The organism is Pectinatus brassicae (genome assembly GCF_014201835.1).
GTDB lineage: Bacteria > Bacillota > Negativicutes > Selenomonadales > Selenomonadaceae > Pectinatus > Pectinatus brassicae.
On the sequence record NZ_JACHFH010000049.1, the window covers coordinates 1 to 12693 of the forward strand.

13 protein-coding genes and 4 pseudogenes are annotated in these 12693 nt (G+C 38.1%); 2 read left to right on the forward strand and 15 right to left on the reverse strand.

Going from position 1 to position 12693, the window contains the following annotated elements; genetic code table 11:
- Positions 1–9: 9 nt before the first annotated feature.
- Together HNR32_RS12680 and HNR32_RS12685 are read right to left on the reverse strand one after the other, a co-directional pair.
- Positions 10–183 carry a hypothetical protein gene (locus HNR32_RS12680; RefSeq protein WP_183863239.1) on the reverse strand — a complete coding sequence of 58 codons (174 nt, stop codon included), beginning with the start codon at positions 181–183 and terminating at the stop codon, positions 10–12.
- A gap of 83 nt (positions 184–266) precedes the next feature.
- Positions 267–1772 carry an aldehyde dehydrogenase family protein gene (locus HNR32_RS12685; protein WP_183863241.1) on the reverse strand — a complete coding sequence of 502 codons (1506 nt, stop codon included), beginning with the start codon at positions 1770–1772 and terminating at the stop codon, positions 267–269.
- Positions 1773–2015: 243 nt separating this feature from the next.
- Between HNR32_RS12685 and HNR32_RS14260 the strand changes: the two are divergent.
- A pseudogene (locus HNR32_RS14260) lies at positions 2016–2213 on the forward strand (transposase); the annotation flags it as partial.
- 211 nt (positions 2214–2424) lie between these two features.
- Here the strand turns inward: HNR32_RS14260 and HNR32_RS14265 are convergent.
- The 3 genes and pseudogenes from HNR32_RS14265 to HNR32_RS12700 all read right to left on the reverse strand — a co-directional run bounded on the left by HNR32_RS14265 (position 2425) and on the right by HNR32_RS12700 (position 5023).
- Positions 2425–3162 (reverse strand): annotated as a pseudogene (locus HNR32_RS14265) (IS256 family transposase).
- On the reverse strand, positions 3128–4120 hold the full coding sequence (locus HNR32_RS13945) for a hypothetical protein (protein WP_196611104.1): 993 nt from the start codon (positions 4118–4120) through the stop codon (positions 3128–3130). The pseudogene HNR32_RS14265 and the gene HNR32_RS13945 overlap by 35 nt, the downstream one beginning before the upstream one ends.
- Before the next feature lie 351 nt (positions 4121–4471).
- Positions 4472–5023 carry a recombinase family protein gene (locus tag HNR32_RS12700; RefSeq protein WP_183863245.1) on the reverse strand — a complete coding sequence of 184 codons (552 nt, stop codon included), beginning with the start codon at positions 5021–5023 and terminating at the stop codon, positions 4472–4474.
- 270 nt (positions 5024–5293) lie between these two features.
- On the opposite strand from HNR32_RS12700, the gene HNR32_RS12705 reads away from it, so the two are divergent.
- Complete coding sequence (locus HNR32_RS12705) at positions 5294–5434, forward strand: hypothetical protein (protein ID WP_183863246.1); 141 nt, start codon at positions 5294–5296, stop codon at positions 5432–5434.
- A gap of 62 nt (positions 5435–5496) precedes the next feature.
- Here the strand turns inward: HNR32_RS12705 and radC are convergent, their stop codons facing one another.
- The 10 genes and pseudogenes from radC to tnpC form a co-directional block, all read right to left on the reverse strand.
- Positions 5497–6090, reverse strand: a complete 594-nt coding sequence (gene radC, locus HNR32_RS12710) for a RadC family protein (protein ID WP_231038175.1) — start codon at positions 6088–6090, stop codon at positions 5497–5499.
- 66 nt (positions 6091–6156) lie between these two features.
- Positions 6157–6456 (reverse strand): DUF960 domain-containing protein, encoded by a 300-nt coding sequence (locus HNR32_RS12715; protein ID WP_183863250.1) that lies wholly within the window; start codon positions 6454–6456, stop codon positions 6157–6159.
- A gap of 51 nt (positions 6457–6507) precedes the next feature.
- Entirely contained in the window at positions 6508–6753 is a 246-nt protein-coding gene (locus HNR32_RS12720; RefSeq protein WP_231038111.1) for a CD1247 N-terminal domain-containing protein, read from the reverse strand.
- A 48-nt stretch (positions 6754–6801) separates the two neighbouring features.
- Positions 6802–7809, reverse strand: a complete 1008-nt coding sequence (locus HNR32_RS12725; protein WP_183863252.1) for a DUF6744 family protein — start codon at positions 7807–7809, stop codon at positions 6802–6804.
- Between the two features lie 18 nt (positions 7810–7827).
- Positions 7828–9207: a vWA domain-containing protein gene (locus HNR32_RS12730; protein WP_183863254.1), complete on the reverse strand. Its 1380-nt coding sequence runs from the start codon at positions 9205–9207 to the stop codon at positions 7828–7830.
- A gap of 10 nt (positions 9208–9217) precedes the next feature.
- Entirely contained in the window at positions 9218–9697 is a 480-nt protein-coding gene (locus tag HNR32_RS12735) for a hypothetical protein (RefSeq protein ID WP_231038112.1), read from the reverse strand.
- Positions 9579–10343, reverse strand: a complete 765-nt coding sequence (locus tag HNR32_RS12740) for an AAA family ATPase (RefSeq protein WP_183863258.1) — start codon at positions 10341–10343, stop codon at positions 9579–9581. The genes HNR32_RS12735 and HNR32_RS12740 overlap by 119 nt, the downstream gene beginning before the upstream one ends.
- Before the next feature lie 189 nt (positions 10344–10532).
- A pseudogene (locus HNR32_RS12745) lies at positions 10533–11084 on the reverse strand (PD-(D/E)XK nuclease family protein); the annotation flags it as partial.
- Between the two features lie 24 nt (positions 11085–11108).
- Positions 11109–11414 (reverse strand): annotated as a pseudogene (locus tag HNR32_RS12750) (hypothetical protein); the annotation flags it as partial.
- Between the two features lie 103 nt (positions 11415–11517).
- The coding region (gene tnpC, locus HNR32_RS12755) for an IS66 family transposase (protein ID WP_183863260.1) at positions 11518–12693 on the reverse strand (1176 nt) is incomplete at its 5' end.

Sequence of the window (12693 nt, forward strand, 5' to 3'; positions counted from 1 at the left end):
TGCCAAATTTTAAGCCGTTATGCGGCAAAACATGGGAGCAGGTTTTGGCAAATGTCTTGGGCAAGGCAAGGACAAAAACGGCGAGCAACAACAATCAGCCACTAAAAAACCAATCGTCCCCTGAAATAATTCACTTAATACTGGCAAGATATGGCATAACGCCGCAAGAATTGAAGAATTCATATAGACACTCCTCTCAAAAATTATCAATGAAAGGCAGGAACAACTTGCATCCTGCCTCTATACATTACCGCTCGACTGATTAATTAAGGTAGCATCCAGCGATAACGGGAACCTCCATCATTTTCTAAGTCCACATGGATATGTTTGCTTTGTGTGTAGGCCAGTAAACCTTGAATTCCTAGCTCGCGACCAAGACCGCTTTGTTTGTAGCCTCCAAAAGGAGCAATCGGATTTAACAAATGATAGGAGTTCACCCAAATCGTTCCTGTATGCATTCGTTTGGCTACTTCCACGGCACGTCGTTGGTCTTTTGACCATACTCCACCTGCCAGACCATAAATGCTATCATTGGCAATAGCAATGGCCTCTGCTTCACTCTTGTAGGGAATCACAGACACTACAGGTCCAAAAATTTCTTCCCTAGCAATGGTCATCTGATTGTTTACATCGGCAAAAATAGTAGGTGGCACCCAGAAACCTTTTTCATAGACCTTTCCTTGCAATGCTTCTTCTCCTAGCACGCGTTTAGCCCCTTCTTTTATGCCAATTTGTATATATTCTTCAATTTTTTCTTTTTGTTTTTTAGAAATAATTGGCCCCATTCCAGTTTCCTCTTTGCTCGGATCGCCTACTTTAATGGTTTTAGCTCGAGAAACCAAACCTTCAATTACTTCATCATATCGACTTTTTGGCACTAATAGACGAGTACCCGACTCGCAAACCTGTCCACTATGTAGCATTGTCGCAAATAAGGAACCATCAATCGCCACCGCTAAATCTGCGTCCTCAAGAATAATATTCGCCGATTTTCCACCAAGTTCTAATGTAGCAATTTTCAAGTTGGATGCTGAAGACAATTCTAGAATTCTTTTACCAACACCAGTGGAACCAGTAAAGGAGATTTTATCCACTTGTGGATGGGCAGCTAAATATTCTCCAACCACACGCCCAGCACCAGCCACGATATTAAGTACACCTTTAGGTAGACCAGCATCTTGCGCAATTTTCGCTATTTCCATCAAAACCAGCGGTGCTTCTGTCGGAACTTTAATTACCATTGTATTCCCTGCTGCTAAACCCGGTGCGATCTTCCAAAATCCCACAGCCAGTGGAAAGTTCCAAGGTACAATGCCAGCACATACGCCAATAGGTTCACGCTGAACAAAGTTATAACTGTAAATAAATGCATCATCATTTGGTACAATGGCTTCATATGTATACGGCGTCCGAATGAGGTCAGCGTAATACTTTAGTGTATTGATAGATAAGATAACTTCCATTGTTGCTTTATGTATTGTGGATCCAGATTCTTCAACCATTAAATTTGCTAATTCTCTTTGTCGGGCTGCCATCCCCTCAGCCATGCCTAACAATACTTCTGCACGCTTTGTTGCTGACAATCTGCTCCAGGAACCATTATCAAAGGCTCTTTTAGCTGCTTGTACAGCGGCTTCTACATCTTCAACCGTAGCTTTTGCTGTCAGTCCTACTAGGCTCTCATCGGCTGGATTAATGACTTCAAACCACTCTTTCGTGGAGCCTTCTACAAATTCACCGTCAATAAACAAAGAATATTTGTTCTCTTTCATTTTATCTACGCCCCTCTTTACATTTTTTAATTCATGTGTTTTGCAATCTCATTTTAGCGAATTGTTATACTCTTTTTATTTAAAATGACCATTCGTATATTAAAATGTAAAACTGCAACAATTACACATATCTTTTTTTCATATTTTATTATACGATCGGTCACTTTATTTGTCAATACACTTATTTATACTTGATACTAAAAGGCGCAAAGAGGTTCTGGTGCAAAAATAAAAACTTTGATAGCAGAACATTATAAAATTAGAGAGATTCATCAAGTAGTCAGTAAAGCTGCGTATGTGCTTTAAGGCATCACTATGGATGGTTACAAAGAAATATTGGGCATATGTATTGGACAAAACGAGAATAGTAAATTTTGGCTTGGTGTGTTAAATGAGCTTAAAAGGCTCGGAATACAAGATGTTTACTTATTTTGTAGCGATGATTCATTACGCAAAATGTTGTACTTAGCATCGAATAATATTGTAAAAAAGGGACGCAACGCTACTGGGAGTTAGATATGGTTTTGAAATTAGCGGGTGTATCCCCGATTTTGTGTAAACTCCAAATGACATAAAAAGAGCATATATTTTTTCAGGGGCAAAACAGCCAAGGGGCAATCAGCCCCTTGGCTGGCATTATACTAAAATAGTCCTAGCTGTCAAGCTGATCCAGCCGGTCAGCAAAGAATATTGCTAGCTGAAAATGAACTTGCCCCCAATCCTTGCGGCGGTCTATCCATTTTTTCGTAATATCTATCATAGCTAAATATAGCATTTTTAATAAGCTATCACCGGTTGGAAAAACGGATTTAGCCTTTATTACTTTACGCAGTTGGCGGTTAAAATTCTCTATCGCATTCGTGGCATAAATCAGCATTCTAACTTCTTGCGTATACTTAAAATAGGTAGATAAATTAGCCCAATTAGCTCGCCAGGACAGAGCAATCTTCGGATATTTTCCACTCTATTTTTCATCAAAAGTATCAAGCTGATATAAGGCCGTCGGTTCATCTACAGCAGCGTACACAATTTTTAAATCGGCCATCAATGCTTTGGTATCCTTGTAAGAAACATCTTTCGTTGAGTTGCGAATTTGATGTATTACGCACTGCTGATTTTCTGTTTTAGAGAATACAGCTTCAATGGCATTGGCAAAACCACTAAGACCATCTATGCAAGCAATTAAGATATTCTCTACACCATGATTTTTTAGGATGTTTAATATTCCGAGCCAGAACTTAGCACTTTCATTTTCGCCTACCCACATGCCAAGCACGTCCCGAATACCATCCTTTTGTATGCCGATAGCAACATAGGCAGCAGGCTCCTGAACTCCTCCATATATGCCAGCTTCATTATTCCGCAAGCAAATAGGAATATAAATTTTCAAGAAATTTAATATCGTGCCGCTTACTGATAGTTACGGGTGATACATTAATTTCTGCGAATATTGCCATTATTTTATCGATATTTCTATCGTTCATCTCTTTTTGGGCGAGATATAGAGATTTCTTCTTTGGTACAAGCTCTATCAGCAGAAGCATTTTCTCTCTATGCTTCTGTTGGGAGATATTATCCTCAATTAACTTTACAGCATCTTTTTTCTTATAGTAATTTCCACATGGAACTATATGCGCGAAGGTATCTAAAAATATATCTTTGCTATTCGCTGCCAAGCTTTTTATTTGTTTTGATGTAGCAGTTTCGCCAGTATATTTACTAATAGCTTTCTGCTTTTTTAAACGAACTTCCACACGCAGAATCCCTTTCGCTTCTTCTTGTTTGGATACAGCCTCTTTATCATAAGCCGTGAACTCAACGCCATTTGAATTGCCCTCTAAGTCAAAACTAAGGTCATGGTTAATCCTGTCATCGTCTTTATCATACTTCGGTGCAAACCCTTTGACTTTTCCAATGTTATGTAAGACTTTTATATATGCGGATACGTTTTTTCTATCGTCAACATCAATATTCACGGTGAAATCAATGCGGGTTAGTTTGAAGTCGTTCAGTTTGTATTTGGAATCAAAATAACTATCAATGTATTCTTTGACTTTGCGGAGCAGTTTTGATATGTTGTCGTTGTTAGGCTTCCATAGTTTTTTAATATCGTTACCGCCAAGTACCTTAGTTGGGTTTACAATAAACTGAATCTTTTTCTTGAAAGTATTGTCATGATATTCAATTTTTACTCCTTTATCTTTAAGAGCATGGTCATAATGGACATCATCCATTTTAAATACTCTATGGTTACCTTTTGCCTTTTTATAGGCTTTATCTTTCCATTCGTAAAAATTATCTGTGTCAACAATAAGCGAAAGCTCGAATGTATGCGGTGAATAAATCATTTTAAGTCCTCCGATCTATATTACAAGTATTTCTTACATCTTTTCTACCAGACTACCTTCTCCTTATCGTATTCATCTCTAGGTATAGCTATTTATTATTAATCCCAGTAACTTTTTATTGATCTATTTTCTTTTAGATATATGTATATGATCTAAAGAATAAATATTAGCTAATAAACGATATGCAAAATATTTAAAAAACGAAGGACGGTTTTGAATCGTCCTTCATTTTGTGCATTTGTTTGTAGGGTAATTTTATGGTTATTTCAATTATGTGTTTTCTTGCTATTCTAAAACTGGGGAATTTCAAAACTCTTCTGCAAAATGTAAGTATCTTTACAGATAATTTATCTATTTGATTTCCCTTACTTTCCTATAGAATGTAGACGGTTTCATATTTAATCTATGCATAGCCTCAATTGCTGTTATATCACCAGATTTCCACCTACATACAATTCTATCAAAATCCGGGTGGTGAATAGGTTTACGGCCTTTATATTTCCCTTGTTTTTTGGCAATTGCGATTCCTTCCTGCTGGCGTTGCAGGATGTATTCTCGTTCTAATTCCGCTACGGCTCCGAATATCGTCAGCATAAATCTTCCTGTAGGTGTTGTTGTATCTATGGCTTCTTTTTTAGAAATAAATTCTACCTGCTTGTTAGTCAACTGGGCAATGAGGTCAAGTAAGTCACGTGTGTTACGAGCGAAGCGGCTGATGGATTCGACAATAACAGTATCACCCTGCCGAACATAGGTGAGCATCCTTTTTAGTTCCAGTCTATCAGTATTTTTACCACTGGCTTTATCGATAAAGAGTTCATCAACGCCAAGTTCTTTTAATAGAACCTCTTGACGAATCGTATTTTGTTCTGCTGTGCTTACGCGAATATATCCTATTTTCATACAAATCCCTCCATTAAAATAAGCCATTAGGCTACAGCCTAACGGCACTTTGAAAAAGTGTCCCAATAGAGTTGTTTCTGGATTTTTGGCATGTGCCATTACTAAAGACAACCCTATTGGTAAAACGACTGAAAATTTTCGTTCATTTTACACGGTTATAATCCGCAAGATAAAGATTGTCCCCAATTAAATCTCCTCATATCTCTTACTGTCAAAATAATATATTATGATAGATATAAATGGAAATGATCATTACTGGAGGATATTATTTTGAAATTTATCATATTTCGAGGAAAAAAACTTCCTGTAGGTTTAGCCAAAAGACTTTTAACAATAGCCAGCTATGTTGTACCACTCAATAAATTTTATAGAGATCTTTATTTGGCACTGGCAACCCAAGATAAAAAATAGATGGAATTAGCCCATCTATTTTTTTGATAATAGTAATTCCTTAGTGCTTCTCAATCTGTAAATCACATCTTACATTGTTCCTTCAAGCTAACGTAACCGCCACCAGCTGCGCCTACAATAACGTGATCAAGCACTTCAATACCAATAATACTACCGCATTCAACTAACTTCTTCGTAAGCAAAATATCTTCATTACTAGGCGAAGTATCTGAACTTGGATGGTTGTGAACCAAAATGCAAGCAGCACATGATCTTCGAATCAATCCCTTAAATGCTTCACGTGGATGCACAATGCTGGCATTTAATGAGCCAATCGAAATATTCTCTTTGAAAATAACATGATTCTTAGTGGATAGACCAATCACATCAAAATGCTCTACCTCTAAGAATTCCATATCAGCACGCACTAACTCATATACATCTTTGGGACTTCTGATAATAATTCTCTTACTTGCATCTGGTGTATTCACTTTACGGACAAATTCTAATATTGATTTAAGTTGCTTGGCTTTTACAATACCAATCCCCTTAATACTGCTGATTTCTTTTTCAGTGGCATTCATTAATTCACCAATATTGGGGTAATTTTCAATCAAAGTATCTACAACATACCCATTAGCACTTTCACGCAAGCAACCAGCTAATAAATTCCTCATTTTTTCCACATTAATATACTCCTAACAAAATAAATTACCAGCCTTGAATTACAAGGCTGGCTTTTTTTAATATTCATCATTTAAAAGCATCGTACAATGTGGCCCATCGTCAATCACATATATTTTCTGATATAACGGATGATCCACCTTATCAAACTGATATATTACCTGATAGTCGGGCATTTCCTGACGATGTATAATCGTCTGCTGACCTTCTACACCCATAAGTTCAAATACTTGAAGATAGTCAACTTCTACTGTTCGCTTTGCTATTAAGCTATCAAGCAGTGACCATAAAAACATCTGTACCTCTGGTGGTATAGCCTCTACTACTCCCCTAGTAACAAGTCGCTTTCCTTGAAACATCTTTCGCTCCTTCGCCAATATCTGACTCCATACAATTAGTGATGTTATCGTTTAAAAATCATCCGCACTAACACTGTCATATACTTCTTCTTCTAAATCAGTTAAATCCTCATCCATGCTCTCGACATACGTTTCCAAATCAGCCTGCCCCATCTGGATATTATTGATTTCATCAGCCATATCATCCAGTATATCAATGATATTGATCAGTAACTTCCCTTCATCTGAGTGTAAACGAATATTAAGTCCTCGACTTAGCCCTTGCAAATAGGCTACTCGCTCTTTAATATTAGCCATTTCTTCAATTCCCCTTTATACAATTTGATACTGTGAAAATTAGCAATTTTACGCTACACCATTATCTAAGCTAACCCGATCCAGCATAATACGGACTTGTTTTCTAAGTATATCAATGGTTGAACGGACTTCACCAAGATTACTGTCTAACAAGCTTTCATATTCAGTCACCTGTTGTTTCAACCCTTGTAATTGTTGAATGGCATTATTCGCAGTGGTCTTAGACACTACATTCTGATCCCGTAAGGTAGCTGCAAACTCAGAAGCTAGCGATTTAAGCGTTTTCTTGACACTTAGCACTTGGGCATTACCACCGAGCATACTACCAATCTGTGAAACTTGGCTCAGCACGTGACCTCGAAGCTTTTCTTCCAGCATTTGCTTTTGATCATCCGCATTAACCACGGGTAAATAGTGCATTTCAACTGCACTGCTAGGTAACATCTTAACTAGAGAATTGAGTGCTTTGATCGTAGGCTCATAAGTTGCTGGTGTAAAATATACAGCACCTGCTGGACGTACTCCGACTGCTTGGCAGTCACCTAATGCTGTTTTAATAAGCCTTCTAACATGGTCAGATATAAAATAGTCACGATATTTACCATACAACACTTTGGCTTTATTTAGTGCTGGCTTTGCTTCATCGGTAAGAGCTATCACGTTCATGGTTCCCCATTGCCGTTCAAATTCAATTTCACCTATTTTTTCATAGTTAAGCTGAACGTTCTTTTTGTCTCTTACTTCCTTGATCAAATGGCGTACAACTCGATCTTCGGCTGATAATACTTCTCTTACCATGAGAACCTCTGTGATTTCCTCACCTGTTTTTAACACACCACCAATTTCTGATGTCGCCCGACGAAATGCATCACTGGGTCGGATCGGCGCAGGAACATACTTTTCAGGCAGTCCAACATTCATTGCCAGCTTTACTAGATCATCTCGTAGTATTTCCATATCCGAAACACTAAACCATACCAAATTACCAAGGATATTATCAGTATTACCACCTTTTACAGCATATAGTTTTGTTGCATCATGTATCATAGTTGACATTTTAATCGCTCCCATTTTTTATATTTTTTGAAATAATTCTTTTGCAATCGTTTCGTCTAGTAAATCGGTTACATTCCATACCTCGTCTGACCAGCGTTTTAGCTCTCTCGAATCGTTACCAATTAGGATGCTGTAAATCCTAAATTGCTTCTCCTCTTGCACTTTCTGCAATTCTTTTAGAAATTCATTACCAATGGCACATTCACCGTCAGTAATCATGACAATATCCACCTTATTGAAATTACTCTCTTTCAGTTTGCCAAGCGCCCACTGTAACGGTTGCTCAAAATCAGTACCACCACCAATGAACTCGCTTGCCAGCTTGATCAATTTATCAGGTGAACGTTGTCCAAGCTGAAAATCATCTGTAATTAAATCAGCCCTACTACTGGCAAAGAGCGCATAACTAAATGCTCTACGCTCTTTTTCAGCAATTTCAGCTAGACCTAACGCTATCCCTTTTGACCAAATTTCTCGTCCACCACGCATTGAGCTGGAAGTATCAATTAATACAATAATCGGGCCTTGTCCCATATATCCTCGATGGTCCAGGTCATATTGCAATAATTGTTTTTCCACCATCCTCCTGTAGAAATCCAGTTTTAATGCAGGTCTACGCAGTGATAGCAATTCTTGTGACAATACATGATTAAGGTCAGACCCTTGGGTAATCGAGTGTAGTTCAATTCGGTGTTCTAATTTAGATTTTCGTGAACCAGTAGCTAAATTTCTCATGCGTCCAACGAGCTTTGTCATATCTCTAAATTTCTGTTGCCCACGCAAGACCTGTAGTAATTCCAGTTTTTTATCATATGGCAATCTTTCAAACTCTCCCTGATTAAGCCCCCATGACGTAATAATATTTTCTACTTCTTCTACCTCAGCAACTGCCTTATCAGTAGCAAACTCAACTACCTGACGTAACGTACTTTGAATACCAGATAGGATATGCTGAACTTCATTAGCTGGCATGGCTACCTGTTGCTTTATGGCATCATTAATTTTATTTGAAACCTCTTTTAAATCACCGTCTTGTTCCAATTGTTTCAGCAAATTTTCAAGCAGAGCTTTACTACCAAGTCCTGCTCCTAGCTCATCTAGTTGGGTATATTCTCTTAATTCCTGATATGACTGTGATTCCATCATCTTCGACATCAGCTCATGATTTAGCAGATATTCCGTTGCCAACTCATTTGATGGGATTAGCTCTGGCTTGACCTTGTAAAGCGAAAAGAATACGTCCTCAGCCATTTCTGAGAACGTATTCAATGTTTCTACTCCTTGCCTACTTAGGTTTTGCAGTTCTTTTGATTGATACAGTATTTCTTCATATGCAACCCGATCAAACGCATCATTGCGAACGCTATTTCGTGATAATTCACTGTTATTTTTTTTCATAATAGCCACGCTATATGCCTAGAAGATAGGTATTCACTACATTCTCATTCATTTCTTTAATCTGTGCTAAACGTTCAATAATTTTGCCTGTTGCTTTTCCCTCACTTTTAGCCTGTTTCAGTAGCCCATCCAGCATTTTTTGTGCTACTTTAAATTTGTGATTGGCTTCTGTCGCCATACCAGTACGCTCGGCACTATCTGGTGTTTCTTTTAGCTTAGCCGCCAATTCAAACGCTCCGTCAAATATTTCATTAGCTTTTACAGCCAGAGGATTGGAAAAGCCCATTACGATTTTCTTGCTTTGCTTGATTTGTTCAGGATCAGTCCAAAGCATATTTGATAAGATGGCAATATCATCGTCAGCTACAACATTACGCCCTTCGAGCCAAGCATGAGCCTTTAAGAAGCGCAGGCAATTTCTGAAACGACGATCTGAAATAATAAAGCCTTGGCTTTTCAGCTCTTTCCAGAGCCTCACCGATTGTATCATCGGATATATTCACTTGCTCTGCTTGTTGCTGTGCGCTCTGTAGCTCTTGCAGGCTGATTATGGTAGATGGCTTACCATTGCTGAGTTTTAGCATCGTAGCAAAATTACGTTCATCCTTTACATAATCCACTATATATTTTAGGTCAAATCGATCCCATAGTGCTGCAAGTTCCCCATTTACTCCACCATCGGGAAGTTCATTTGAAAGTCCAACTAATACCTGTAGCGGAATTGGCTTAGGAGTACTGCTATCATCAAAATATACACGTTCATTCATAATTGGCAGCAGGGTATTAAGTACAGCACTATTACACTTAAATACTTCATCAATGACTGCGACATCTGCTTCTGGTAGCTTCCCCTTTGTCACTCTTTTGTACTGGTCGTTTTCTAGAGCTTTCAAAGATAATGGCCCGAATAACTCTTCTGGGGCTGACACCTTAGTTAATAACCTACTGAAGAAGTTACCACCTAACTGCCTAGATAAGGTTTCTGCTATTGCTGTTTTTGCTGCGCCTGGAGCACCAAGCATGAGCATATTTCCCCTTGCAATTGCTGTTACTAATAACCCACGAACGATTTCTTCACGCTCCATAAAGCACCCATTGATTTCCGTTTCTAATTTCAATAATTTCTTGTTTAACATCCTAATTCCCCCATTTAATAATTTTTAGCACGCTTCTTTTGCCTTAACCAGTCTAAATGTCTTTGATATTTTCTTTTTACCATAGGTCGCTAACTTTTCTTCATCAACACCCATTTTTTTTAGGTTACTTGCAGTAAGAGTAAGATACTCAAAGGCATTGATACCAGCATCATATAGTTCGGCACATAGTTAATATAATTTTTCTGCACCAATATTCCAGCTAACGCTGGGAACGAAATCAAAAGTACTGTCACCGACAGAAATAGCACCATTATCTTTTGCCCAAGCTTTTAAATTATCTTTCATGTCAGAAAGAGCAGCTTCTAATCGGATTACCTCGGCTGCTACTCTTTCTGCATCAACTCGGTCATCGACTCTCACTGGAGCAACATTTACACTCTTGATACAAAGGCTAGCATGACTACAATATTGACAAGCCTTACCTGGAGTAGCAGGAAATAAGTTATCACTTTCTACACCATCAAGTAAATTTAATTCCGCCACCTTATCATCAATTTCTTCGGCAAGCTGTAATGCCCATTTCCTCGCGTCTTCCATCTCATTTCGAGTATAAGTATGAGCTTGGCAAGCATCAGCATAGGGATAACGCAGGAATACCAGTTCAGCGTTAATCTCGGTTGCGCCTGTATTTTGAGATAAATACCATGAGTATAATCCTAGCTGGTAATTATCAGTCGGATCATACTTACTTCTATTGGTTTTCCAGTCTATCAGTTGAACTGTTCCATCAGGTAGCTCTCTATATCAATCAATGTATCCTTGAAACTGTATCAATCCTTCATCATCCAGTGGTATTGACAGCCGTTCTTCTACCTGCCCACCACTAATGCCTGTCACGATAGGATGCTGTACCATCCTTATTACCTCACCATGATCTACAGGGATTTCAGCCTCCTGTAATATGGCACTATCGACCGCAGTTTGTATGTCTGCACCACTTAAATAAAGTTGGATTGCCGTATGAATTGTTTTACCTAGAATTAGCGGTTCCGTTGGTGCTTCTGCCATTTCATAAAGATACTTATACTGGAAGGCTGCAGGACAATCAGCATATCGTTTTAGCGTAAGCGATCAATCAAATAGTGTATAGAAAAAATGCCGTTAATCCTGTATTCTACATACAAGGACTAGCGGCATTTTTATAACTTTATAATTATTGACTACAGTTATTTTTTATTTCGTCACTCCATGGCAGATAATTTTCTATCAGCGCAGGATTATGAATAATTGGCTGGTTAGGCAGCTTTTTAAATATGTATTCAAGATATTTATAAGCATCTATTTTATTTGCTTTACAGGTTTCTATTATGCTGTATACCGCAGCGCTTGCTTTGGCTCCTTTGGGCGAACCAGAAAATAGCCAGTTTTTTCGGCCTATGGTAAATGGTCGTATACTGTTTTCTGCTAGGTTATTAGATATGTCACAATGAGCATCTTCTAAGTAGGTCTGCAATTTTTGTTGGTTGTTAAGAGTATAATTTATTGCTTTTCCTAGTTTGGATTTTGGCAGTATTTTATCTTTGTTTATTTCTAGGTATGACCAATAAGCCTCCAGCAGCGGTTTTTCTTGTTGGAGACGTTCTTTTTGCCTGTTTTGTATGGATTCTTCTATTAATATTTTTTCTATGGCAAACAGTTTGTTTATTTGTTTTATGCTTTCTTGTGCTATTGTCCCAGAAAGATCATCAGTGTCAGAAGGTATTGCATCAACGAAGTACCTTCTGGCATGAGCCCAGCACAGACAATGCTTTATGTTTTCTACTTTTTCATAACCAACATAGGCATCAGTATGCAAATACCCATTATATCCTTTGAGAAAGTTTTGGGCATAATCCCCTTTTCTTCCTGGCTGGTATTCAAATATACGGATATTATGTATTGGGTCATATTTACCGCTGCTATACAGCCACATATAGGATTTTGCGGTGTTTTTACGGCCTTTTTCGCCCATTACCTGCACTGGTGTTTCATCTGCATGAATAACTTTTTCTTGTAAAAGATATTCATGCATTTTCTTTATTATGGGCAACAGCCACTCTTGCGCTGCTAAAACTATCCAGTTGGCAAGCGTTGCTCTGTTTAGCTTTATGCCTAATTGCTGCCATTGTTTTTCCTGGCGGTAAAGCGGCACTGCATATTCATATTTTTGTCGCATGGTATGAGCTATTGCTGACGGTGTAGCTATACTATGTGGTAGTACACATGCTGGTACTTGTGGTTTTTCTATACTGAAATGTTCATTTTTTCGGCAAGTGCGGCATTCAAATGTTTCCCGGTAAATATCTATTACTTTTACTTTAGCCGGAATATATTCTAATTCGCTGCGGAT